This window comes from Mesobacillus persicus (assembly GCF_900109925.1).
Lineage (GTDB): Bacteria > Bacillota > Bacilli > Bacillales > Cytobacillaceae > Mesobacillus_B > Mesobacillus_B persicus.
Map to the genome: position 1 here is coordinate 76,995 of NZ_FOBW01000004.1, position 23,045 is coordinate 100,039.

General features: G+C 40.5%; 26 protein-coding genes. 8 read left to right on the top strand and 18 right to left on the bottom strand.

Annotated features, from left to right (window positions below; all coding sequences use genetic code 11):
• The first annotated feature begins 216 nt into the window (after positions 1–216).
• The gene (locus BMX30_RS07300) at positions 217–1,242 is read left to right on the top strand and encodes an NAD(P)/FAD-dependent oxidoreductase (protein WP_425283743.1); all 1,026 of its coding nucleotides are present in this window, start codon (positions 217–219) and stop codon (positions 1,240–1,242) included.
• Between the two features lie 355 nt (positions 1,243–1,597).
• Here the strand turns inward: BMX30_RS07300 and BMX30_RS07305 are convergent, their stop codons facing one another.
• Together BMX30_RS07305 and BMX30_RS07310 are read right to left on the bottom strand one after the other, a co-directional pair.
• Positions 1,598–1,960, bottom strand: a complete 363-nt coding sequence (locus tag BMX30_RS07305; protein ID WP_090743007.1) for a HesB/IscA family protein — start codon at positions 1,958–1,960, stop codon at positions 1,598–1,600.
• Positions 1,961–2,107: 147 nt separating this feature from the next.
• A complete protein-coding gene (locus BMX30_RS07310; protein ID WP_090743010.1) occupies positions 2,108–2,344 on the bottom strand; it encodes a YuzB family protein in 237 nt (78 codons plus the stop codon).
• A 242-nt stretch (positions 2,345–2,586) separates the two neighbouring features.
• Here BMX30_RS07310 and BMX30_RS07315 point away from each other — a divergent pair, with 242 nt between their 5' ends.
• Positions 2,587–3,654, top strand: coding sequence for an NAD(P)/FAD-dependent oxidoreductase (locus BMX30_RS07315; RefSeq protein ID WP_090743013.1), 1,068 nt, complete (start codon positions 2,587–2,589; stop codon positions 3,652–3,654).
• A gap of 196 nt (positions 3,655–3,850) precedes the next feature.
• Here the strand turns inward: BMX30_RS07315 and BMX30_RS07320 are convergent, their stop codons facing one another.
• Positions 3,851–4,087, bottom strand: a complete 237-nt coding sequence (locus tag BMX30_RS07320) for a NifU family protein (protein WP_090743016.1) — start codon at positions 4,085–4,087, stop codon at positions 3,851–3,853.
• Positions 4,088–4,238: 151 nt separating this feature from the next.
• Between BMX30_RS07320 and BMX30_RS07325 the strand changes: the two genes are divergently transcribed.
• Positions 4,239–4,565: a YuzD family protein gene (locus BMX30_RS07325; RefSeq protein WP_090743019.1), complete on the top strand. Its 327-nt coding sequence runs from the start codon at positions 4,239–4,241 to the stop codon at positions 4,563–4,565.
• Between the two features lie 20 nt (positions 4,566–4,585).
• On the opposite strand, the gene thrB is transcribed toward BMX30_RS07325, so the two are convergent.
• From thrB to yutH, 5 genes are all read right to left on the bottom strand, one after another.
• A complete protein-coding gene (thrB, locus tag BMX30_RS07330; protein ID WP_090743021.1) occupies positions 4,586–5,515 on the bottom strand; it encodes a homoserine kinase in 930 nt (309 codons plus the stop codon).
• Entirely contained in the window at positions 5,512–6,561 is a 1,050-nt protein-coding gene (thrC, locus tag BMX30_RS07335; RefSeq protein ID WP_090743024.1) for a threonine synthase, read from the bottom strand. Before thrC ends, thrB begins: the two co-directional genes overlap by 4 nt.
• A complete protein-coding gene (locus BMX30_RS07340) occupies positions 6,558–7,856 on the bottom strand; it encodes a homoserine dehydrogenase (RefSeq protein ID WP_090743028.1) in 1,299 nt (432 codons plus the stop codon). Before BMX30_RS07340 ends, thrC begins: the two co-directional genes overlap by 4 nt.
• Positions 7,857–8,239: 383 nt before the next feature.
• A complete protein-coding gene (locus BMX30_RS07345) occupies positions 8,240–9,220 on the bottom strand; it encodes a 2-hydroxyacid dehydrogenase (RefSeq protein WP_090743031.1) in 981 nt (326 codons plus the stop codon).
• 63 nt (positions 9,221–9,283) lie between these two features.
• Positions 9,284–10,291, bottom strand: a complete 1,008-nt coding sequence (gene yutH / locus BMX30_RS07350; protein WP_090743034.1) for a spore coat putative kinase YutH — start codon at positions 10,289–10,291, stop codon at positions 9,284–9,286.
• A 193-nt stretch (positions 10,292–10,484) separates the two neighbouring features.
• Between yutH and BMX30_RS07355 the strand changes: the two genes are divergently transcribed.
• A complete protein-coding gene (locus tag BMX30_RS07355) occupies positions 10,485–10,988 on the top strand; it encodes a phosphatidylglycerophosphatase A family protein (protein ID WP_090743037.1) in 504 nt (167 codons plus the stop codon).
• A gap of 57 nt (positions 10,989–11,045) precedes the next feature.
• Here the strand turns inward: BMX30_RS07355 and BMX30_RS07360 are convergent, their stop codons facing one another.
• Together BMX30_RS07360 and BMX30_RS07365 are read right to left on the bottom strand one after the other, a co-directional pair.
• Complete coding sequence (locus tag BMX30_RS07360; RefSeq protein WP_090743040.1) at positions 11,046–11,810, bottom strand: TIGR01457 family HAD-type hydrolase; 765 nt, start codon at positions 11,808–11,810, stop codon at positions 11,046–11,048.
• A 215-nt stretch (positions 11,811–12,025) separates the two neighbouring features.
• Positions 12,026–12,463: a DUF86 domain-containing protein gene (locus BMX30_RS07365; protein ID WP_090743042.1), complete on the bottom strand. Its 438-nt coding sequence runs from the start codon at positions 12,461–12,463 to the stop codon at positions 12,026–12,028.
• Positions 12,464–12,668: 205 nt separating this feature from the next.
• Between BMX30_RS07365 and BMX30_RS07370 the strand changes: the two genes are divergently transcribed.
• Together BMX30_RS07370 and BMX30_RS07375 are read left to right on the top strand one after the other, a co-directional pair.
• Positions 12,669–12,935 carry a DUF3055 domain-containing protein gene (locus tag BMX30_RS07370; protein WP_090743044.1) on the top strand — a complete coding sequence of 89 codons (267 nt, stop codon included), beginning with the start codon at positions 12,669–12,671 and terminating at the stop codon, positions 12,933–12,935.
• A 264-nt stretch (positions 12,936–13,199) separates the two neighbouring features.
• The gene (locus BMX30_RS07375; protein WP_090743047.1) at positions 13,200–13,484 is read left to right on the top strand and encodes a cytosolic protein; all 285 of its coding nucleotides are present in this window, start codon (positions 13,200–13,202) and stop codon (positions 13,482–13,484) included.
• A gap of 28 nt (positions 13,485–13,512) precedes the next feature.
• Here BMX30_RS07375 and BMX30_RS07380 read toward each other — a convergent pair whose 3' ends face one another.
• Entirely contained in the window at positions 13,513–13,788 is a 276-nt protein-coding gene (locus BMX30_RS07380; protein ID WP_090743050.1) for a YutD family protein, read from the bottom strand.
• Positions 13,789–13,937: 149 nt separating this feature from the next.
• On the opposite strand from BMX30_RS07380, the gene BMX30_RS07385 reads away from it, so the two are divergent.
• Positions 13,938–14,591 carry a YhcN/YlaJ family sporulation lipoprotein gene (locus tag BMX30_RS07385; protein ID WP_244532535.1) on the top strand — a complete coding sequence of 218 codons (654 nt, stop codon included), beginning with the start codon at positions 13,938–13,940 and terminating at the stop codon, positions 14,589–14,591.
• 50 nt (positions 14,592–14,641) lie between these two features.
• Here BMX30_RS07385 and lipA read toward each other — a convergent pair whose 3' ends face one another.
• Positions 14,642–15,559: a lipoyl synthase gene (lipA, locus tag BMX30_RS07390; protein ID WP_090743053.1), complete on the bottom strand. Its 918-nt coding sequence runs from the start codon at positions 15,557–15,559 to the stop codon at positions 14,642–14,644.
• Between the two features lie 256 nt (positions 15,560–15,815).
• On the opposite strand from lipA, the gene BMX30_RS07395 reads away from it, so the two are divergent.
• The gene (locus BMX30_RS07395) at positions 15,816–16,802 is read left to right on the top strand and encodes a M23 family metallopeptidase (RefSeq protein WP_090743056.1); all 987 of its coding nucleotides are present in this window, start codon (positions 15,816–15,818) and stop codon (positions 16,800–16,802) included.
• Positions 16,803–17,118: 316 nt separating this feature from the next.
• On the opposite strand, the gene BMX30_RS07400 is transcribed toward BMX30_RS07395, so the two are convergent.
• From BMX30_RS07400 to BMX30_RS07425, 6 genes are all read right to left on the bottom strand, one after another.
• Entirely contained in the window at positions 17,119–17,220 is a 102-nt protein-coding gene (locus BMX30_RS07400) for a methionine/alanine import family NSS transporter small subunit (RefSeq protein ID WP_090743059.1), read from the bottom strand.
• Positions 17,220–18,731, bottom strand: coding sequence for a sodium-dependent transporter (locus tag BMX30_RS07405; protein ID WP_090743062.1), 1,512 nt, complete (start codon positions 18,729–18,731; stop codon positions 17,220–17,222). Before BMX30_RS07405 ends, BMX30_RS07400 begins: the two co-directional genes overlap by 1 nt.
• Positions 18,732–18,991: 260 nt before the next feature.
• Positions 18,992–19,753 carry a sporulation protein YunB gene (gene yunB / locus BMX30_RS07410; protein WP_090743065.1) on the bottom strand — a complete coding sequence of 254 codons (762 nt, stop codon included), beginning with the start codon at positions 19,751–19,753 and terminating at the stop codon, positions 18,992–18,994.
• Positions 19,754–19,882: 129 nt separating this feature from the next.
• Positions 19,883–20,185 (bottom strand): YunC family protein, encoded by a 303-nt coding sequence (locus BMX30_RS07415; protein ID WP_090743068.1) that lies wholly within the window; start codon positions 20,183–20,185, stop codon positions 19,883–19,885.
• A gap of 189 nt (positions 20,186–20,374) precedes the next feature.
• On the bottom strand, positions 20,375–21,751 hold the full coding sequence (locus BMX30_RS07420; protein WP_090743071.1) for a bifunctional metallophosphatase/5'-nucleotidase: 1,377 nt from the start codon (positions 21,749–21,751) through the stop codon (positions 20,375–20,377).
• An 18-nt stretch (positions 21,752–21,769) separates the two neighbouring features.
• Complete coding sequence (locus BMX30_RS07425; protein WP_090743074.1) at positions 21,770–22,618, bottom strand: DUF72 domain-containing protein; 849 nt, start codon at positions 22,616–22,618, stop codon at positions 21,770–21,772.
• Between the last annotated feature and the right edge of the window lie 427 nt (positions 22,619–23,045).

The window sequence follows — 23,045 nt, forward strand, 5'->3', positions numbered from 1 at the left end:
ACAAAAAGTTAACATTCCCTTAGCTCATATTAAATAATATGCTTTTTCCCCTGGATTTTCAAGTGTTTCACGAGAATCAAATCATTCGGATTAATCTAAAAAAACTATAATATACGAATAATCCATGTATTTTCACCTTATTTATAGTTATATAAGGAGAAAGCGCTTCTAAAAACGAAGTTATATCAAGCGTTTTATGATATCATATATACTGGAATGAAACTGTATATAACGAGGGGGATTTGCGTGAAGGAAAAACAAAAGTTATATGACATCACCATTATTGGCGGTGGGCCCATCGGATTATTTACTGCCTTTTACGGAGGTATGAGACAAGCATCTGTAAAAATTATCGAAAGTCTTCCACAACTTGGAGGTCAGTTATCTGCCCTGTACCCTGAGAAATACATATATGATGTTGCAGGCTTCCCAAAAGTACGTGCACAAGAATTAGTTAATAACCTCAAAGAGCAAATGGCTAAATTTGACCCAACCATCGTCCTAGAACAATCCGTTGAAAAACTAGAGAAACTAGAAGATGGCAGCATTAAATTAGTTACTGATAAAGAAACTCATCTAACAAAAACCGTTATTATTACTGCAGGTAATGGCGCTTTCCAGCCCCGTCGCCTTGAATTAGATACCGCCTCAAAATATGAAGGCAAAAATCTTCACTATTTTATCGATGACCTTAACCAATTTGCCGACCAAAAAGTAGCCGTCCTTGGTGGTGGAGATTCCGCCGTAGACTGGGCACTCATGCTAGAACCGATTGCAGAAAAGGTAAGTATCATTCACCGACGTAACAAGTTCCGCGCCCATGAACATAGTGTTGAAAACCTAGAAAACTCTAAAGTAGATATAAAGACTCCTTACGTTCCACTCGATCTTGTAGGGGATGGTTCAAAAATCAATCAGCTTATCCTTCAAGAAGCAAATGGCACTGAAAAAGTCACACTTGATGTTGATGCGGTAATCTGCAACTTTGGGTTCGTCTCCTCTTTAGGACCTATCAAGGAATGGGGACTAGAGATTGAGAAAAACTCGATTGTCGTGAATTCAAAAATGGAAACGAATATCCCTGGCGTTTATGCGGCTGGAGATATTTGCACCTATGATGGTAAAGTGAAACTCATTGCCTCTGGCTTTGGAGAAGCTCCAACAGCTGTCAATAATGCAAAGTCCTATATGGATCCAAAGGCTAAGGTTCAACCATTGCATAGTTCATCCATGTTCAAATAAGAAAAGCGGAAGCGCCCTGTTCAGCGGCGTATGGCCTGGAGCACTCCAACTGAGATAAGATTTTTCTTAGGACTTTAGCCCTTAGAAAAATCAATCGGGTTCTAATGGGCAGTTGAGAAGCTACTGCCCGTTAGAACGCGGCAAAGGAAACACGAAGAGCGATAGCGCATTCGTGCTTGACTTATCGTAGGGCGGTAAAATCCAAAAGCCGATTTTACTCGGAGAGCGAAGGACACTAGCCACTAGGGCGCTGGAGCTGGACATTTCTCTAAGTTAAGACATTTATACTTGCTTATTCTTAAAAAAAGCAAGGCGGATTTCATTCCACCTTGCTTTTAAAATACCCTTTTTTGGGTTAACAATCCTCAGGTGTACCTGCGTTCGTTGCTGTTTTAAATGATGACCCGCAACCACAAGATGCAATCGCATTTGGGTTATCAATTGTAAAACCGCCACCCATCATTGATTGTTTATAATTGATGACTGTCCCTTTTAAGATAGAGACGCTGTCCTTATCAACCAATACCTTAATCCCCTGTAACTCCAATTCTTGGTCTCCGTCTTCCACCTCATGGGCAAAGCCCATCCCATAAGAAAGACCACTACATCCGCCACCTTTGACTCCTACGCGAAGAAAAGCTCCCTCTTCTTCATTTTGCTTCATCATATCCTTAATTTGCAGCGCAGCTTCTTCTGTGATCGTGATAAGTTGTTCCATTTTGCAGACCTCCTTCTAGGAAAAATACATCCTTATCCTTATTATATACAGTCTGTTCGTACTCCTCAACCAATCCGTTCTTAAAAGGGCTTGGTTACATTTCACCATGAATTTATTTGCTAACCTATATTAGTGGGTACATATCATTTAAAATAACGGGTTTTCTTCAATGTACTGGTAAATTTTCTCAACCAACTCATCTGGGGTATCCGCACTAACTGGTTCCCCATCTACCAAGGCATATAATGACCTTGCACATTTGCCACAATAACTAAGACAGCCATATTCAATAATATCCAGATTAGGGTCACGCTCGAGCTGTTCAAGTGCCTTTTGCGCCCCATTTGCTAGGTTGCTTATACAAAACTCAATGATTGGCCTCATATCTCATTTCACCTCTACTAAGAGTTTATCCTACCGTTTTTTACAGACCTCGTCAATTTGTTAGGACTTGTATTCTTAATTAAAATTGTTGTTATTTTGTCACAATTTCGTTATAATTTCATTTGGAGTTTAAAAAATTTGTTATTTTAAAATATTGTCTTTTAAAAATGTAAACGGTTGAAGTTAATAATGTTTTCGAGAACCAGGGACAGTACCAAGAGGAAGATAAAGGGGATATGAAAATGAAAAATCTCGTTATTCTCGGAGGCGGTTATGGTGGTATGAGAATACTACAACGCCTATTGCCAAATGATCTGCCTGAGGATGTAGCCATCACCCTAATAGACCGTGTTCCATACCATTGCTTAAAAACAGAATATTATGCTCTTGCAGCAGGAACAATATCTGATCAGCATGTACGTGTTAGTTTCCCGCAACACTCTAGGCTAAATGTCATTTATGCGGAGGTTACTGGGATCCAACTTGAGGAACAGCAGGTTCTCCTCCAAAATGGAGAAACGGTTCAATTTGATGAACTGATTATTGGGCTCGGTTGTGAGGATAAGTACCATAATGTTCCAGGAGCTGAAGAATTCACCTACAGCATCCAATCCATCGAAAAAGCAAGAGATACTTACCAAACATTAAACAACCTTCCTGCTGGCTCTACAGTTGGAATCGTTGGTGCGGGACTTAGCGGTGTTGAATTAGCAAGTGAGCTTAATGAAAGTAGAAGCGACTTAAAAATAAAGCTCTTCGATCGAGGGAATTATATTTTGTCCTCTTTCCCAGAACGTCTAGGTATTTATGTAGAAAACTGGTTTGACACAAATGCTGTTGAAATCATAAATAATGCAAATATAACTAGAGTGGAAGATGGACTTTTATATAATCATGATGAACCAACCCCTGTCGATGCAGTTGTTTGGACTGCTGGCATTCAAGCCAACAGACTTGTTCGTGAACTTCCTATCGAGAAGGACGGGATGGGTCGAGCTGTGATTACACCACGGCATCACTTACCAGGCAACGAGCATGTTTTCATCCTTGGCGACTGTGCTAGCCTTCCCCATGCTCCTAGTGCACAGTTGGCAGAAGGTCAGGCCGAGCAAATCGTCGAGGTATTGACCAAACGCTGGAAGGGTGAAGAACCACCAGAATCGTTTCCTACAATTAAACTAAAAGGAATTCTTGGTTCCCTAGGTAAAAAACATGGATTCGGATTAATCGGGGAACGACCGATTACAGGTAGGGTTGCTAGACTGCTAAAATCCGGTATTCTTTGGGTCTACAAATATCATAATGGATAAAGGGTGTCATTAGACACTCTTTATTTTTATTGATTTTATAGATTAACAGAAAAGAAGAACAAAAGCGCAAGCGCCTTGAACAGCCCCGACAAGCATAAGACGCGTCCTGTAAGTACTTTTATAATTTCTTAAATAAAAAAAAGCGGTCTCACCATGATAGGCGAGACCGCTTGTTAATTAAATAACTTCAAAAAGCTTAAAATACTTGCTCGACTTCAACGACACCTGGAACCTCTTCTAGTAGAGCACGCTCAATTCCAGCTTTTAAAGTAATCGTTGAGCTTGGGCAACTACCGCATGCTCCAAGCAAACGTAGTTTTACAATCCCTTCGTCAATGTCGACCAATTCACAGTCTCCACCGTCACGAAGAAGAAATGGGCGCAATTTATCTAGTACTTCCTGGACTGATTCAAACATTTGTTGTTCAGACATGTAAAATCGACTCCTTTCATACTCCTATTATAATCACATCAGACTAAAAAATCTATTGATAAAACTAAAAACCAATATTCTACAGTTAATTTTAGAAGAAATGTTTTTAATCATGTACAATATAATTAAAACGTTCGGAGGGGTGATCAATATGGCTCAAAAGGAAATTGAAATCGTTGTTTACGGTGCTGCTCAGCTCTGTCCAAGTTGTGTGAATCTCCCGTCTTCAAAAGAAACCTTTGAATGGTTAGAGGCAGCCACTCGCAGAAAATTTGAGAATCAACCATTTAGTATTTCTTACGTTGATATTTTTAATCCGCCAAGTGACGAAACGAAAGCAGAGTTCGCCCAAAGAGTAATCGACGAGGATATGTTTTATCCAGTCGTCTTACTAGAAGGAAAGATCGTTGGGGAAGGAAACCCACGTTTGAAAACGATTTTCGCCGAGATGGAAAAACACGGTTACCAAGCCAATTAACGATCACTCAAAAAGAGCCCTTAAATTGGGCTCTTTTTACTTGCTGGCATTTCGATGTATGTCTCGCTTCCAACTCGATCAATCTCCAACTGGACAACATGCATAGTTGATAGAGCTTTATCGAGCTCGGCCGCTACAGCCTTCCCTTTTCCAGGTTCAACGAGACAGAGGATGGTAGGTCCTGCACCACTCAAAGCCGTACCAAATGCCCCTGCTTCTATAGCAATCGCTTCTACCTCTCCCCACCAAGGAATTAAACCGCGCCGGTATGGCTGATGAAAACGATCAAAACTCATCATCTTTCCGGCTAGACCCCAGTTTTTGGTTAACAGTGCAGCTAACAACTGGTTCGAAACCGCACTTGCTTCTACAGCTTTTGAAAATGGCAGACTGTCTGGGAGAACTCCTCGTGCCGATTCAGTCAATAATTCTTCCTCGGGGATAATCGCAACGACGTCCATCTCCAATGAATGAAGAACCGTAAGGTCAATATCGTTACCTAACTGGCTTCCAACCACGAACCCTCCATAGATGGAGGCACCGACATTATCTGGATGTCCTTCAATTTCAGCCGATATTTCAAGTTTATCCTGATTTGTAAGTTTTAGGTCACAAAAGTAATTAGCCAGTTCAATACCAGCAATTATTGCCGCCGCACTTGAGCCGAGCCCGCGGGTAAGCGGAATTTCACTACTGACAGCCAACCGACAAGGAGGCATCTGTTGATCATAAAGACTAGCTGTTTTCCTGGCCATTTTAACGATAAAATGCTGGTCATCAGTTGGAAATACCTCTAGTTCTTTCGATAAGGGGATTACTTCCCAACTTTCTGATTGTTCAGCTTCAACCGTGAGATATAGATTTAGAGCCACACCAATAGAGTCAAACCCTGGTCCTAAATTCGCTGTGCTTGCTGGAACTCTTACGGTAAACATCCCATCTTTACTCATCGATGAACAACTCCACGAATATGTTCGCTCACCTTTTCTTCATCATTTGGAAGAAGAACTGGTTTAATATCACTGCATTCAATCGCTGTTGCGGGATCCTTCAGACCATTTCCAGTTAACACAGCAACAATTTTTGACCCGCGGGGAATTTCACCTTTCTTTACAAGCTTGAACACTCCAGCTAATGAAGCGCATGACCCTGGTTCAGCAAAGACTCCTTCTGACCTTGTCAACTTTTGATAAGCCTCAAGGATTTCTTCATCAGACACTTCATCAATCGTTCCACCTGACTCATCTCTTGCTTGTACGGCTAATTTCCAGCTTGCAGGATTTCCAATTCGAATCGCTGTAGCAATTGTTTCTGGGTTTTCAAAGACTCGGTCATGAACAATTGCTGCAGCTCCTTCAGCTTCAAAACCAAACATTTTTGGAAGTCCTTTTCCATATTCCTTGAAGCCCTTCCAGTAGGCACTGATATTTCCCGCATTCCCCACAGGAATGGCTAGAATATCGGGAGCACTTCCTAATTGATCACAGACTTCGAATGCTGCTGTTTTCTGTCCTTCCAAGCGATAAGGATTGACAGAATTCACAAGCGCTACAGGTTCTGTTTCACTAATATTTCGAACCATCCGAAGCGCTTCATCGAAATTTCCTTCAATCGAGATAATTTCAGCTCCATACATGACCGCTTGGGCAAGCTTCCCCATTGCAATCTTCCCTTCAGGAATGACAACAATACAGCGCATTCCTGCACGAGCAGCATATGCCGCCGCTGCGGCAGATGTATTTCCTGTCGAAGCACAAATGACGGTGTCGCTACCTTCTTCTTTCGCTTTCGCCACTGCCATCACCATTCCTCTGTCCTTAAAGGAACCTGTAGGGTTTGCACCTTCTGTTTTCACATACAAGTCAATCCCTAACTCTTCTGAAAGGTTATCCAGGCGAATGAGCGGCGTGTTTCCTTCATTTAAGGAGAGTAACGGAGTTTGTTCTGTAACCGGCAAATATTCTTTGTATTCTTCTATAAGCCCTCTCCATCTCACGCGTATGCACTTCCTTCCACTCTGTAGGCACTCTTAATCTCTTTAATTGATTCAAGATCCCTTAGTTGCATAAAAATTTCTTCATAGCTTTTTAATGATGCTTTATGTGTGACAACAACAATCTCGGCTAACCCTTTTTCTTTGACCGGTAGTTGGAGAATTTTTTCGAAACTTACTCCGTATTTGGTAAATACTGAAGTGATTTCAGAGAACACACCAACCTGATCTTTCGCGTGGATTCGCAGGAAGTATTTTGAATAAATTTCTTCAGACGTTTTTAGGTTCTTTTCATGTTGTAAAGCAACTGCATAGCTTCCGTTTATCCCTAGTCTCATATTTTTCACGACAGCAACAAGGTCTGAAACGATCGATGTTGCAGTTGGTAAGCTTCCTGCACCTGGTCCATAGAACATCGTTTCCCCGACAGCTTCACCATAGACATATACGGCATTGTATTCATTGTTCACCGATGATAGCGGGTGTGCTTTTGGTAATAGCGTTGGCTGAACACTTACTTCGACCTTTTCATCGTCACGATGGGCGATTCCTAACAGTTTCATTGTATATCCAAGTTGCTCTGCATAATGTAAATCCTCTTCATTGACCATTGAAATCCCTGTAGCTTTTACATCATCAAGATCGACTTCCATTGAAAATCCTAGTCGAGCGAGAATGACCATTTTACGAGCAGCATCAAGGCCCTCAACATCGGAGGCAGGATTCGCTTCGGCATAACCGAGGTCTTGCGCTTCTTTTAGCACGTCCTCATACGCAAGCCCTTCCTGAGTCATCTTTGTTAAGATAAAATTGGTTGTTCCATTCACGATTCCCATAAGCTTTGTAATGCGGTCTGAAGAGAGTCCATCGACAAGACTTCTAATAATAGGAATCCCACCAGCTACACTTGCTTCATAAAACAAATCACAGCCATTAGTTGAAGCAGCCGATAAAAGCTCCGCCCCATAAACGGCCATTAAGTCTTTATTCGCAGTGACAATATGCTTCTTATTTTGAATTGCCTGTAGCAAATATTCCTTTGTTTTTTCAACGCCACCCATCACTTCTATCACAACATCAATTTCTGGGTTGTTAATGATATCATCCACATTTGTTGTCAAAACAGATGGATCAATCGGAACCGCTCTTTCCTTCCCCAATTCCTGGACAAGAACTTTTTTCACTTTTATCGGGCAGCCGACTTGGTGCATCAGCTTATCTTGATGGTTTTCAATAATCTTAATAACTCCACTTCCAACTGTCCCAAGTCCAAGAAGTCCAATCGAAATAGCTTTCATAGATGACCCCTCCCTTTCTGTTCTCCACTGGTATACATTTGTATTTATATAGTAGACATTATAATTTCTGTACTCTTTATTTACAAGGATTATTTATCATAAAATAATATTGAAAACGCTTAACAGAGCATTTTTTTTTAGAATCTTCCTAAAAAAAGACCCGACTGCACATGCAAACGGGAGCTTTTTTATGGCTGTGTTAAATGGGAGTGTTGATTTCCGCTCCAGTCACTCGCTTTCCGCGGGCGTGCCGGGGAGCCTCCTCGGCGCTTCCAGCGCCTGTGGGGTCTCCCCTGCCCCGTACTCCCGCAGGAGTCGAGTGCCTTCCGCTCCAATCAACCTGTACAAAGGCAATAATATCTTTTAACACAGCCTTTCAAAAATTATTCACTGAGTAGAGATTTATTAACCAAGGTCCTTGGATTTTTTCCTGTTAAGATTCTTTGGATATTGTCTACGCATATATGAATCATCGACATCCTCGTTTCGATACTGGCACTTCCTATATGCGGGAGGGCAGTAACATTTGGTAACGATAATAATGGATGATCCTGAGATATAGGTTCTTTTTCGAAAACATCAAGACCTGCACCTGCAATAACATTATGTATTAGTGCTTGATAAAGGGCCTCTTCATCAACAACAGCCCCTCTTGAAGAATTGATAAAAATGGCTGAAGACTTCATCTTACTAAATACCTCTGCATTGAACATATGCTTCGTCTCATTAGTTAGTGGGGCCATCGCGACTACAAAATCTGAGAGTTCAAGTAATTCGTCAAAAGAACAGTATTTTGCACCTAGTACCTTTTCTGCTTCAGGTTTCCTTGTTCGATTATGATAGAGAATTTCCATCCCGAACCCCTTAGCTCTCTGTGCAACCGCCTCTCCTATTTTACCCATCCCGTATATCCCAATCGTTTTGTGATGGACATCATGTCCTGCAAGGAGAAACGGACTCCAACTTTGCCATTTTCCTTGCTTAATAAATTCAGCAGACTCTACAACCCGTCGAGCAGTAGCCAATAGAAGGCCAAAAGTGAGATCCGCCGTTGTTTCCGTTAAGACATCAGGTGTATTACAAACGAGAACCCCTCTTTTGGTTGCCGCCTCTACATCGATATTGTCATAACCTACCGCCATATTAGCAACCACTTTTAAGTTTTTCCCAGCGGATAAGAGTTCCTCGGTTACTGGGTCCGATACAACAGTAAATAACGCTTCTGCATTTTCTACCTCAGCAAACAGTACCTCTTTTGGAACAGGAACCTCTTCCTCCTCCCACATTCTTACTTCAAATTGATCTTTTAACACTGCAATTGATTTATCTGGTAGTTTTCTTGTAATAAATACAGTTGGTTTCATTGCCGTTCTCCTTCTCGCAAGTTTTCATAATTATTTTAACATACAGACCATTCTATTGTGTGATTATTTAAGTAACCAGTTAATCGTTGGTAGCTTATAAGCACGGACAGGTGCTTCTACTATCTGATAGAAGCCTCCTAGAAAGCGCTCATTCTCGCTACTCTGCTTTAAGTACTTTAACAGCTGGTCCTCTAGAGCCAGTTTTTGCTGTTCAGAATTCGTTATATAATAATTTTCGATGCATTCAAAATAATGTAGCGGAAACAAAAGCCTTGCGTAAAGAAGCCTCCAAGAAAAAGGAGACAACCTATTAACCTGTTGATAATCGTTAAAAAAATGACGTATATCTGGCTGATAGGTTTGCGAGTTATAAAAATACCGAGCTCTTACCCACTCAGCTAAGTCTCTTGAAGCATGGTCAAATACCCATTCATAAGGATTTTTAATCAACTGCTTTCTTCCCCAAGTCACACGGGAAAAACGCTCATGACAAACAGTTCCATTATCCATTTCCGAAGGCCGAGAATCTAACTCGCTATCCGTTAAATATTGGATCGAATTCTCCGCTAAGCCCATATAATAAGGGAAAGAATCCAGAAACATTTTTTCAAATTCATTTTCTGGCCCCTGATTCAGCTTATTGTTCCAAAAGCCTTCCATCTGATCTAAGCGCTGTTCCCATAGTTGTTTCCACTGGCCAATTCTATTTATAAGCTTGACCTGAAAAGGCATATATCTGCCTCGATAATGAAAATGTGCTAACTTTCTGCCAATTTTTTTTGGATTTAGTGATTTGGGCTCCTGGTACTGTAATAAACTGTAGTAATTCCCTTCCCATTCACAAGAGGGTGCACCATCTTTCGTTGGTAGAAATTGTGGCACTTCTTTATCCCCAAATGTACGTAATTGGTCTGAAATTTTCTCGAACTCCCTTATCTCTTGCTCTTTTTTCCCAGTTACGTTCATAATCAAGTAAAGAGACCGTTCCTGTTTGAAGGCTCTGTACCTCTCGACCTCTAGTTCCATCCCGTCTTTTAGCCCATACTGTTCTTTTAGCATTTTTTCAAACATTGCATGCATTCCCTTCTTACAGCATCTTTTTAGTACTATATGAGCATCAGAAGGAAAACTTGTTAATAATGAGAATGTAGCATGCCTGTTTGAGGTTATCCTTTTAAGGGAATTTAACTTTACGTTGGTAAAAAGAATGATTTTGGGGTAACAAGTATAAAATAAGTAAATATAGAAAGAAGGGTGACAATTTATGTTAGAAAAAAGCAAAGCAATAAAACTTACAGAAGAAACCGCTCGTGATTGGCTAAAGAAACGTGGTGTCGAAATTGAGGATATTGCTAAACTGGTATATTATCTTCAGGAAAAATACCACCCGTCCTTAGCCATCGAGGATTGTACAGAGAATGTCGAACGGGTGTTATCAAAGCGCGAGGTACAAAACGCCATCCTCACCGGGATTCAGTTAGATATTTTAGCGGAACAGAAAAAGCTTGAGGAACCACTTCAGTCCATTATTGCAACGGATGAAGGACTTTATGGGGTAGATGAGATTTTAGCATTTTCAATCGTTAATATTTATGGTTCAATTGGGTTTACTAATTACGGTTATATCGATAAACAAAAACCGGGTATTCTTGAAAAGCTAAACGATAAGTCTAGTGGACAATGCCATACTTTCCTCGATGATATTGTTGGTGCTATTGCAGCGGCCGCATCAAGTCGCCTAGCACACCGAGCGGCTGATATTGAGTAATTAGATGTCTTGCGGGAAGAAAAGGGACGGTTCTAAATTAGGAACCGTCCCTTTCGTTTATATCTTCCATTGATCAAGTGTATCTACCGTGAAGGTTGGTTTTACTTCATATCGACTGAGAAGTTCTTTGGTCGTTACCCCGGTATGAACAAGTAGTGTATCCATTCCTGCGTTCATTCCTGCCAGAATATCTGTATCGTAATTATCGCCAACCATCAAAGTCTCCGCCTTTTCCGTTCCCAATACCTTCAAAGCTTGCTCCATAATAATTGATTCGGGCTTCCCTATAAAAGTTGGACGTGTCTGAGTCGAAACCGCAACAACGGACGTTAATGAGCCGTTTCCTGGTAGAAGTCCCCTCTCAGTTGGAATCGCGATATCACCATTGGTAGAAATAAACTTTGCACCATTGCGAACCGCTAAGCACGCAACCGCCAATTTCTCATAGGTTATCTCTCGATCAATCCCGATAACAACATACTCGGCATCTTCTCCTGCTTCTTTAAAATTTCTTTCAGCAAGAGCCGTTCTTAATCCTTCTTCACCGATTGTATAAACGGTAGCCGCTTCCTTTTGTTCGTAAATGTAATTGGCTGTGGCTTGGCTTGTTGTGAACACCTGATGATCTTCGGTTTTAATTCCAAAGTCACGAAGCTTTGCGGCCACTTGAGCAGGCGTCCGTGAGGAATTATTCGTCACAAATAAATAGGGAATCTCCTTTTCGACCAATCGATTAATAAAACTAGCAGCTTCAGCGATTTGTTCAGATCCTTTATACATCGTGCCATCGAGATCAATTAAATAGCCTTTGTATTCTTTCATCTAATCCCACCTTGTTTGTCATTTTTTTAGGATGTTTTCGAACTTCGTTGCTATTGAACAAAGGGAAGTTGATTTCTGCTCCAATCAACTTGTTTCATACAAAGTTTCTAACACAAAACAATGAAAACAACAACCTTTTAAAAAGCAGCCTTTTTAGAATGCTACGATTATGATAAAGGAAAGGACCGTGATTCACGGTCCCATCCTTCATATGATTATTTCTTGAATGCTGAGACTGGACCAAGTTCGTTTGTTATGTAATCACGTACTTTGCTTGAGAAGATTTGTAAAACAGAAACCTCTTTCGTAAAGGCATTTTCTAAACTTTCGTGATCTACTCTTGTGTATTGCTGCACGGTCATTTTTCGGAATTGAATCAAGTGAATAAGACTCTGGTGCATCTCACTAGTTATAACTTTTTCATCCAATAGGATGTCAAGAATGTCTTCGTAGCTCCCAGGGTCACGCATAATAAATCCATCAATCATCATATTTCCAACATCAAGAATGGCTTCTAACATCGTGTGGGTCAATCGCTCTAGTGCCGCTTTCTCTATATCAGTTGTCCACTGAGGATGACTTTTGAAACGTTCAATTTGTTTGTCTAGGTAAATCAACGTTTCCTCAATTGAATCTCTGTCAACAAAGTACATATTTAATTCCCTCCATCAATTGTATCTCCTGTCAAAGAAACTATATCTATTCAACACTATTTTACCATAGAGAAGTTTTTCCTACGCGTTGTACTTGGCAAGCTTTCTTAAGTTTTATTATTTCATGCAGACGAGCTTCCTTTTTGATAAGATAGGAAAGAGCGTTGCTACTATCGGGATGCGAACACAGGGAGGAAATTAAATTATGACAGAACGTTTTTTCTTATATGATGATTTAGTTGATACAAAGACCCGCTTTGTTAGTTTTATGGGTGATAACCAACGTTTTGATTTAGCTATTATCCAATCAGATCGATACTATGGGAAACAGCTTATCCTTGATATTCAGGGAAATCGATTTGCAATTATTGGTCCAGACGACTTGGATGAAGAAGGCTACTTGGAATATGCGTTTAATTTATCTGAAGAGGATGCCGAAGAACTTAGAGATTTTTTACGGGAAACCCTTTAAATTCCTTTGTTAGTTAGTGACTATGGGCATTAGTGGCTCTCTCAGTTCCCATACTCACCTTCTTTCATTGACTATGGGCATTGAGAGACTCGCTTGGTTCCCATCCTTGCCTTCGATTTGTGCTATGGACATTAATCCCTACAAAATACAGAATAGTGCATTAAACAAAGGGCTTCTTCCATAAAATAACCCGGCTTTCGTTTTGTTATTTTGCATGGCTGCAACACATACTATGCAGACAACACGAATGAAGGGGTGATAGTGTTGGGTAATAAGGATTCAGAAATCTACTCTGAACTTTCAAATGTGGAGAAAAGCAGAAATTTCTTAACGGCTGAGGAGTTTCCGGAGGGGCCTTACGGGTCACCTCGAAATGTGGACGAGCCAGTTGAGAATAAAAGTACGGAGTGGAAAGAAGGACAAAGACCTTACAGTGCATTTAATTATGAGAATAAATCTTTACATCAAGAGCTGCCTCGTCAGATGGAAGGTGCCCACCCTCCGCATGATGATCCAGAAAAAGATACTCAAGAGCCCTATACACCATAAAGGCAAGGCCGGGTTGCCGGCCTTGCCTTTATTTTTTCACTTTCTTAGCAATGAAATAAGCACAGCCAAAATTACAAAATTCATAAAGATATTCGCTGACGGTACTTATTTTAGTATCAAAGGTAGCCTTTTGGTTTTGATCTTCAAAAAACCCCTTCAATCTAAGCTGTCCATAACCCCAATCTCCGACAATATAGTCATACCTAGTTAAGATATCGCTATAGCGCGACCGGAAAGCCTCTTCCTCAAAAGCTTCCCTATATTCATCAATTACTTCATAGCAGATATTATTAATACAAATCATCCTATCACCTCTTTTAACTGACTCCTTAGATGCCTACTTGTAATTTTATCTAAACTTTCGTCTTGTTTAAATTATAACTGATTCTCCAGCATTTACTAAGAAAAAAAGAAAACTTACGGGTCATTATATAAATAGGGGGTGTTCTGTTGATGATAAAAAAAGGTTTGACCATTTTAGGGATTTGTGGATTTGCCCTAGCAGGTTGTGCTGGCAATAATGCAGATCAAGGAAACAACGGTGAACAAGCAGGTATATATAAGGATACCAACAGACAATTACATGTGAACAACCATGAACCCGGTTTCTATAATCCCGATATGGAAGGGGAAGATACTGGATTTGGTTATGTCCGACACAAACGCACGGGCATTATGGGTGCTGATGAACAGCCGAAGTATTCCATTGATCGCGAACAACTAGCGAACATGATTTCCACCCTTGGAGCCCAAACACCGAATGTTGATGATGTTTCTACACTGGTTACTGACGAAGAAATTATAATTGTGTACGAAACAGATTCTGATAATCGAAATGAAACAGCAGACCAAATGAAAAAAATGGCTATGTCTGTCGTACCAGCTTGGTTTCATATTTATGTCTCGGATGATACTACATTAAGACAAAATGTAGAGAACTTTGCTACCCTAAATACCAATTCGCGTGATATTCATCAGCTATTAGATGATCTAGTTGAAGAGATGAATGATTCACCACAAGGTAAAGAAATGGATAATGCAAATGAAGAATATGATAATGGGACAGACATTCGAAATCAATATATGGGTAGAAACGACAATAGCTAAAAAGAGAAAGAGTTCAGCTTAAACGGCTGAACTCTTTCTACTTCTTGGTTTTAAGCTTCTTTTGCCTGCTTTTCGCCTAATAATTGCTTATGCTTTGCGGCTTCGTTCACTTGCTCATCAGCATGGTATGAAGAGCGAACAAGAGGCCCAGCCTCACAATGACTAAATCCTTTTTCAAGTGCAATTTTCTTTAGTTCACTGAATTCATCTGGATGGTAATACTTCACAACCTTCAAGTGTTTTTTAGACGGTTGTAGATATTGACCAATTGTTAAGATCTCCACATGATTTGCGCGAAGGTCATCCATTGCTTCAATGATTTCTTCTTTTGTTTCCCCAAGACCAATCATGATACTTGACTTTGTTGGGACAGAAGGTTGCATTTCTTTTGCTCTTCGTAAAAATTCAAGGGAACGCTCATAAGTTGCTCTTGCCCTAATTCTTGGAGTAAGTCTTTTTACAGTTTCAATATTATGATTAAGGATATCGGGCTTGGCATCCATTAGCATCTGTAAATTTTCAGATACGCCTCCCATATCAGAAGGTAGTACCTCAATTGAAGTGAATGGGTTTTTTCTTCTAATTGCACGAACCGTTTCAGCAAAAACGGCAGCGCCGCCATCCTTTAGGTCATCTCTAGCAACAGCTGTTACGACAACATGCTTTAAATTCATCGTGACTACAGAATCTGCTACTCTTTCTGGTTCTTTAAGGTCAAGCTCATTTGGAAGACCTGTCTTAACTGCACAGAAGCGGCAAGCTCGCGTACAAACATCCCCAAGAATCATAAATGTAGCTGTGCGTCTAACAGCCCAACATTCATGGATGTTAGGGCAACGTGCTTCCTCACATACCGTATGTAGGTTTTGTTCTCTCATCATTTTTTTAAGATCTGTGTAATTTTCGTTTGTATTTAATTTTATTTTTAGCCAATCGGGCTTTCTTAAAACTTCTTCCTTGTTGCTCATTACGTCACTCCATTTCATCAAAGTCCCTAAACGACGGAATCCTTCTTCTGTCACTTTACCATATTTGAAAATCGGAGTACAAGTACGCAACACTTTTTAGTACGTTACCATATATTGCTCATTATGATATTGTTTGTTTCTCATAAACTAAAGACACAAAAGCGTAAAAGGATTGTCACCTTCAAAAAGGCATATGATCGAATCAACGGTATTATTGACTTTAAAAGAACATTAAAAGGCAGAAGGGAGGACTCTCATGAGGTATCTTCTCGCATTTATTATTCTTTCTCTCCTCTTCACTTTCCCTTTAGATAAAGTGATGGCAAAAGAGGAGCAAGAGAATATCCATGAAAAGAGAATGGAGCTATATCAAAGAGTTGAGATGGTCACACATATCCCCTGGTATTATCTAGCGGCTATTGACCAGTATGAACGTAGCGTACGTAAGGCACGAACTGATCTTCCAGATCCAGAGGGACTATCCGGAATCTATTTTCCACCAGAAGAATGGGCCGGCTTACTTAATCCTAATCCTAACGACACAAATGCGAAAAGGATTCAATTCTTTAATGGTAGAGGTTTTGACGGAAACGGGGATGGCAAAGCTGAATTAACTAACGATGAGGATGTTCTTCATGCTTTCGCCCAATATCTTTTAGCTTATGGGACCGACCATGACAATATTAAGATCGGCCTTTGGGATTATTACAAGCGAGATAAAACCGTCGGAATTATTATGGATAAAGCAAAGATTTACAAGAAATTTAACAAACTGGATTTGGACTCACACGCTTTCCCAGTACCATTAAGAAGCAACCACAGCTATAAAAACACATGGGGCGACGCCCGTGGATGGGGCGGTCGTCGAATCCATGAAGGAACGGATATTTTTGCGAACTACGGTGTACCCGTTCGAGCGACAGCCTATGGAGTAGTTGAAATGAAAGGCTGGAACCGTTATGGGGGATGGAGAGTAGGTATCAGGGATTTAAATAATACCTATCATTACTTTGCTCACTTAAGTGGTTTTGCTAAAGACTTAAAAATTGGACAAGTTGTTGAGCCAGGGCAAGTGATAGGCGGAGTAGGGAGCTCTGGTTATGGCCCACCAGGAACTTCAGGGAAATTCCCACCACACCTCCACTATGGAATGTATAAGGACAATGGTAGAACAGAGTGGTCGTTTGATCCTTACCCGCATTTAAGATTATGGTCAAAAGAAGAAAGAGCAAGAATAAAATAAGAAAAGCGTAAGCGCCCTGTTCAGCGGCGTATGGCCTGGAGCCCTCCAACTGAGATAAGATTTTTCTTAGGGCTTTAGCCCTTAGAAAAATCAATCGGGTTCTTACGGGCAGTTGAGAAGCTACTGCCCGTTAGAACGCGGCAAAGGAAACACGAAGAGCGATAGCGATTCGATGTTGACTTATCGTAGGGCGGAGAGCGAAGGACACTAGCCGCTAGGGTGCTGGAGCTGGACATTTTTCTAAGTCAAAAACTTTTATAATTTCTTACCTTTAAATAAAAGAGAGCCAGCCTCGGATGAGGCTGGCTCCGTACTTTTATGAACGGGACTTTCTAACAGCATGGGTAATACTTGCTGCAAGTCCTCCCCAAATAATCACCATTCCAATAACCATCATAACAACGGCACTAGTTTCCATTACTTAGAAACCCCCTTGTCTTTTGGAATATCATAAAGACTTGAATCCCATTTTTTCACTTTGGCGAATAACACTCCGAATACAATTGCTCCTATCGCTACTAGCCAGCCAAAGTATAGGTTAAAACTAACTGGGTAACCACCGTAACTAGTTTCCAAATCAGTCATAACATTCATCACCATCATGATTCCAAGTACTACTGGAGTGATGTACTTTAAGCAGATGATCCACCAGCTACCAAGAACGATATCAGAAATTCCATTTGCATGATCACGTAGGTTCGTAAGTTCCTTCGCGATCCAGGCTACAATAATGATTTCGATTAAACCAGCAAAGGCAACCCCGTAGTTATTAATAAAGGCATCGACAGTATCTAGGAAGTTTAATCCGCCTTGAGTTGCATAAAGAACAGAAATCAATGCGGATAATCCGCCACCGATTGCTACAGCCTTCGTACGTGATACCTTAAATTTTTCTTGTACCCCAGCTACATATGTTTCCACAATTGAAATTAGTGAAGATAAACCAGCTAGTGTTAAGCATAGGAAGAACAAGACACCAAATGCAGCACTGAATGCTGGGAGTTCATTAATAATCTGTGGGAACACAGCAAAGGCAAGAATAACTCCTTTACTTACAACTTCATCAATAGGTAAACCTTGTTGCATAGCCATAAAACCAAGAGCCCCGAATACACCGATACCAGCAAGTAATTCAAACGAAGAGTTAGCAAAACCTGCAATGAAAGCATTATTTGTAATATCAGACTTTTTAGGTAGATAGCTTGAATAAGTAATCATGATCGCAAAGGCGATAGATAAACTAAAGAAGATTTGCCCGTAAGCAGCTACCCAAACCTTCCCATTCATGATTTGACCCCAGTCCGGCTTGAAGAATGCATTAACACCGTCAATGGCACCATCAAGAGTCAAGGCACGCACAACAATAATCATAAATAAAACTACAAGTGCTGGAATAAAAATTTTGTTGGCGACTTCAATTCCTTTTTTAACTCCTTTGAACAAGATACCTAACGTGATAATCCAAACAAGTAATAATGGGAAAAATACACCTGGTACAACACTTCCAACCTGACCTGCATCAACAACTTTTAAGTAATCTCCTACAAGGAAAGTAAGTGGATCTTCTCCCCATTGCTTGCCGATTGAGAAATACCCGTATGCCATCGCCCAGGCGATAATAACCGCATAATAGGTAGAAATGATAAAGGAAATAGCTAACTGCCACCATCCAAGCCATTCGGCCCCTTTTTTCATTCTAAAGAAGCTAAGTGGTGCAGATCCACGATATTTATGACCAATCGTGAATTCTAAAATTAGTAATGGAATCCCCGCTGTTAATAACGCAAAGAGATATGGTAAAAAGAAAGCCCCTCCTCCATTTTCATATGCTACACCTGGAAAGCGCCAGATATTTCCTAAACCAACAGCCGAACCAACTGCAGCAAGGATAAAACCGGCCCTAGTTCCCCATTGTGGACGATTCTCCATCAATAATGACCCCCTTCTATTCCAATTAATCCCAAAGTTTAGAGAACAATTGAAACTTTTTTTATTTTCAGATATTTTACTTTAGATTAGTATAGCTTGGTTTTTTTCTTTTGTCAAAATAATATTTACAGAAATATTAAATTATTTTTTCGCGTTGGTTATTTTCAAAATAAAAGGGTTTCAAGTTTGCTTTAAAGGGTTTATTGAAGCTGCCCTTTACAAATAGACAGCTTCACTTATGCCCGTCAGGCCCTCTTCCACTAAGGATTCGTTGGAAGTTGAATTGCGGGCGCAGCACCCCCACCGTTATTAAAGAATTGTGGAACTTCTCCTTCATGCAGGAACCCACCAACTGGAATATCCTCTTGAATGGTAGCAACTTTTGTTGCAAATGGGATAATGATTTGGACATTTACAACGACTCGTATAGACGCATCAATCCAAGTATTATTGATTCCCAATGGTTTTTGTTCCCACACCACATCTGTTACCACATCACCGATGGCCGTGAACTGAACCGGAATATTTGGACCTTGGTTTGCCAATAGAACATTATTTGTCGCCTGACCTAATGGAATATAATATACTAGTCCATCCAGTTCTTCTTCAGCCGTTTCAAATTCAACGTCAGCTAATGTTTGTAACTGGGATAGATTTCCCTTTTCTACTTCATTAATATTTTTCTGCACAAGACTAACCGTTTCCGCTTTAATTTTGTTTAAGACTTCCGCATTATACTGAATAATCGTTCTTGAACCTCCGCTAATTGGGACATATTCAATTAAATCAGTCGTTTTCATGCCGCTGACAACTTGTTCATTAATGGCTTTATTAATGACCTGCGTGGCAATTTTGGTTGTCTGGGATTCTGCATAGCTCATTAAGGTTGGTTCAATTTTTTTGTCTATGATCCACAGACCACCCACGGTTGAGAGAATAAAAAAGAGTATTGTCAGCAAAAGCACATGCTTAAACGGTAAGGGTCCTTTTTTTCGTCGCAGCCGGAGGCCCGATTTCGCCAAAATAAATCCCCCCTTTACAAGCATATGTATGCTGTAAAGGGGGGACATAGCCTAAAAAAAGTATTTAAATGTCTACAATGTTTTTGCTTTTTACATTGTAAATCTTACAAAAAACAAACTAGTATTGAGTTAGACCATTCTTTTAAGTGCTTCTTTACCAGACATGCCAGCCGTGATTCCAAGGTTTTCAGCTTCAATGGTAACAGACTCTAGAGGTGCTTCAATCAACTGTTCGATTGTTTTAACCCCTACAGCTCGACCTGCAAGAACCTTCCTATCTTTCAGTTTTTCATTAAGTAGTGCAACATCTAAAGCACCACACATAATATATCCTTTATCGCTTGTAACAACAAGCAGGTTTGTTTTTGGCAGCCTGACAGAAATACCTAAAAAGGTGTGGCCGTTTAATTCGATTGGTGTCATTTCAATCATTAATCAGCTCCCCTTTCCTACTATACAAGTTATGCATGAGCAAGAAATTGGTGAAACCTGACTCAAAAGAGCAAGAGCCCGTTTTATTTATAAGGCTGATGCACAATGAATTGGCTTACTAAAGAGCCGAGATTAGGGGCATGGGGAGGTCATCTTTCTAGTAAAACTATTCAATGATCTTTTTTGTAATTAATGATTAAGTTCTGCCAGTTTCACCGTTAATAAATCACGCAAAAATTCTGGTAGGTAATATTTTTTGTTTTCGGATCGATAAATTTCCGGAAAGAACCGGCCAAAGGTAAACATATCAGGAATTGCAAGGGTATACGTTTTTTTAGGATCCAATGGTTTATTCCCGATTCTAATCTCTTTATGAGGTTGATTTATCCCACTAAATTCAATTCCCTCATATACAAAATTCCCCATCACCGTTCCTCTAAATCCTAGCCCTTTTATTTGTAAATGTGGCCATTTTTCATCCTTTGTTTGTAACAGGACCTCTTTTAGCGCGGCGCCAGTCAACTTTACTGTGCATGGATTAATGGGATGCGGACAAATAGTTAATAAATCATAATCGGTTACGACACCCTTTTTCAAATCACCTAATAATAATCCTGCATTTAGGAAAGCACAGTCCGCATCACACCACTCTTTTAAAGTTTCGCAAAGGAGACTTGCTAACGGAGAATCCTTGAAGTGGTGTGCAGGTAATGGTTGTGGTAAATCTGCCACTACCTTACCTAGCAGTGTCTTCCCTTTCTCATAATACTGTTTAATTGTTTCACTTTCGTTCTCAACAGGTTCCCAATCATTCATGTCATAGAGACGTGCTCGTTTTGAGCTTACTTGCTTAGTCGTCTCATCCACTTCAATGATCACGTGCCCGGTATACTGGCCGAACTTCCCAGCTGCACCTAAGAGAGAATTTCCTACAACCTTCCCCCCATGTAAAATATGATGAGTGTGACCCCCGAGGATTACATCGATTTCAGGATACATGATGGCAATTTGTTCATCATCATGAATTCCAAGGTGGGATAACAAAATGATAATATCCGTCTTCCCTTTGAGGGTCTCAACACATTTTTTTAATTCTTCAAGAGGATCGGTTACTTTCCAGCCTAGGAGGTCGTAAAAGTGATTGAAGTTTACTGTTAAACCAATTACTCCAACTCTAACCCCGTTCTTTGTTAAGTAGGTTTCAAACGGCTGGGCCCAGCCTGGTCGCTCCCCATTTTTTCTGTACAGATTAGCTGCTAATACCTTAAATCGTCTATCATCGTACATATTATCCAAGTCTTCATACGATAGTGTAATTCCTTCATTATTGCCGAATGTCACAGCATCATAGCCGGCTTCATTTAAAAGCTCCGTATTTCCCTTTCCCCGCGCTCCATCTGCCAATGGGTGCCAACGATCCATATGATCGCCAATATCGAAGAGGAAAACCGAATCACCTTCCTGTTCATGCCATTTCCGTCTCTCAGTAACTAGTTGATGAATCCTTGGCCAATGTTCAAAATGACTATGTAAATCGTTTGTATGGTAAATATGGAGAACTTCCACTGCATCTCATTCCTTTTTCTAAAATAAACCCAGTTGCCGTGGATTTAAGTCTCTGTATTCAATATCTAATATATCCAACATCTGAAGGGCATTATCAGCCGCATCTCCTCCAGAGTTATTATTAAATAATACATAAACATTTTTGGTTTTTTCCTTAAGTTTGGCTAATTGGGTTGCCCATTCTTTTAATTCCTTTTCATTATAGCGATATAAGTAACGAACTTCTCGCCAATTATCTCCTGCGGTGCTTCGATTCCAACCAGCGATATTTCGACCGTGAAACCGGACAAGGACATTTTTCTTGGAAGTAGGTTCAAGAACAATCGGCACCGATCCATTTCCAGCTTGCGGTTCATCACAAATACTATGAATCCAGTTTTCTTGCTTCATAAACTGTAGCGTTTTATTTCTTATCTCATCCGTAAACCATGAGCGATTTCTGAATTCAAGAGCGCATGGGATATCTCCCATTTTATCCCGGCACCAGCGTAAGTAATCGACATTATTACGCTTACAATCAAACCACGGCGGAAACTGAAATAACACCATCGCCAGTTTCCCTGCTTCCCTATATGGGTGAAGCGAATCGCAAAAGGCCTCAAACATCTCATTTCGACCCTGAAAGGGACTTTCACCGCGCAGATGCCCAGTCATCCCTTGGTAGGCCTTCACGATAAATTGGAAAGAAGCCGGAGTGTCTTTGACCCAACGCTCCGCATTTCTAACAGGTTGCACCGCATAAAATGAAGTGTCCACTTCCACTACCGGAAAGTAACTTGAATATTCCCTTAACTTTTCTCGCGCTGGGATTCTACTTCCGTATAGACTGTCATGGTCTCCCCAGCCTGTTAATCCAACTGAGATCATAACAACCCTCCAATATCTATATGATAGCATAAACCGCAAACGACCATCCCAATGTGTGCCTAGCTGAAGATTTGTATTAATTATAGAGCCACTTTTTATAAGTTCCTCTACTCTCAGTAACACTCTAGAGAGTAATAACGGGGGAGATGAGTCCAAGTAGGTGGCTTGATGATTTTATTGGGATTCGTGTGCCAAATAGGCCGAGGGCGTCAATCACCCGTTATTGGTGACCTTCTTCGGCTTCACCCACCTAGATTGAGCACAAATAGCCGTCATTGGTGACCTTTCTTTGACTTCACCCACCTAGATAGGGCACCAATAGCCTTTATTGGTGACCTTTCTTCAGCTTCACCCACCTAGATAGGGCACCAATAGCCGTCATTGGTGACCTTTCTTTGACTTCACCCACCTAGATAGGGCACCAATA

Excerpts from the sequence above, each read along its gene's own strand:
- BMX30_RS07300 (WP_425283743.1), top strand. The coding sequence starts at position 217 with ATGAAACTGTATATAACGAGGGGGATTTGCGTGAAGGAAAAACAAAAG.
- BMX30_RS07305 (WP_090743007.1), bottom strand. The coding sequence starts at position 1,960 with ATGGAACAACTTATCACGATCACAGAAGAAGCTGCGCTGCAAATTAAG.
- BMX30_RS07310 (WP_090743010.1), bottom strand. The coding sequence starts at position 2,344 with ATGAGGCCAATCATTGAGTTTTGTATAAGCAACCTAGCAAATGGGGCG.
- BMX30_RS07315 (WP_090743013.1), top strand. The coding sequence starts at position 2,587 with ATGAAAAATCTCGTTATTCTCGGAGGCGGTTATGGTGGTATGAGAATA.
- BMX30_RS07320 (WP_090743016.1), bottom strand. The coding sequence starts at position 4,087 with ATGTCTGAACAACAAATGTTTGAATCAGTCCAGGAAGTACTAGATAAA.
- BMX30_RS07325 (WP_090743019.1), top strand. The coding sequence starts at position 4,239 with ATGGCTCAAAAGGAAATTGAAATCGTTGTTTACGGTGCTGCTCAGCTC.
- thrB (WP_090743021.1), bottom strand. The coding sequence starts at position 5,515 with ATGAGTAAAGATGGGATGTTTACCGTAAGAGTTCCAGCAAGCACAGCG.
- BMX30_RS07340 (WP_090743028.1), bottom strand. The coding sequence starts at position 7,856 with ATGAAAGCTATTTCGATTGGACTTCTTGGACTTGGGACAGTTGGAAGT.
- BMX30_RS07345 (WP_090743031.1), bottom strand. The coding sequence starts at position 9,220 with ATGAAACCAACTGTATTTATTACAAGAAAACTACCAGATAAATCAATT.
- yutH (WP_090743034.1), bottom strand. The coding sequence starts at position 10,291 with ATGTTTGAAAAAATGCTAAAAGAACAGTATGGGCTAAAAGACGGGATG.
- BMX30_RS07355 (WP_090743037.1), top strand. The coding sequence starts at position 10,485 with ATGTTAGAAAAAAGCAAAGCAATAAAACTTACAGAAGAAACCGCTCGT.
- BMX30_RS07360 (WP_090743040.1), bottom strand. The coding sequence starts at position 11,810 with ATGAAAGAATACAAAGGCTATTTAATTGATCTCGATGGCACGATGTAT.
- BMX30_RS07365 (WP_090743042.1), bottom strand. The coding sequence starts at position 12,463 with ATGTACTTTGTTGACAGAGATTCAATTGAGGAAACGTTGATTTACCTA.
- BMX30_RS07370 (WP_090743044.1), top strand. The coding sequence starts at position 12,669 with ATGACAGAACGTTTTTTCTTATATGATGATTTAGTTGATACAAAGACC.
- BMX30_RS07380 (WP_090743050.1), bottom strand. The coding sequence starts at position 13,788 with ATGATTTGTATTAATAATATCTGCTATGAAGTAATTGATGAATATAGG.
- BMX30_RS07385 (WP_244532535.1), top strand. The coding sequence starts at position 13,938 with ATGATAAAAAAAGGTTTGACCATTTTAGGGATTTGTGGATTTGCCCTA.
- lipA (WP_090743053.1), bottom strand. The coding sequence starts at position 15,559 with ATGAGCAACAAGGAAGAAGTTTTAAGAAAGCCCGATTGGCTAAAAATA.
- BMX30_RS07395 (WP_090743056.1), top strand. The coding sequence starts at position 15,816 with ATGAGGTATCTTCTCGCATTTATTATTCTTTCTCTCCTCTTCACTTTC.
- BMX30_RS07400 (WP_090743059.1), bottom strand. The coding sequence starts at position 17,220 with ATGGAAACTAGTGCCGTTGTTATGATGGTTATTGGAATGGTGATTATT.
- BMX30_RS07405 (WP_090743062.1), bottom strand. The coding sequence starts at position 18,731 with ATGGAGAATCGTCCACAATGGGGAACTAGGGCCGGTTTTATCCTTGCT.
- BMX30_RS07415 (WP_090743068.1), bottom strand. The coding sequence starts at position 20,185 with ATGATTGAAATGACACCAATCGAATTAAACGGCCACACCTTTTTAGGT.
- BMX30_RS07425 (WP_090743074.1), bottom strand. The coding sequence starts at position 22,618 with ATGATCTCAGTTGGATTAACAGGCTGGGGAGACCATGACAGTCTATAC.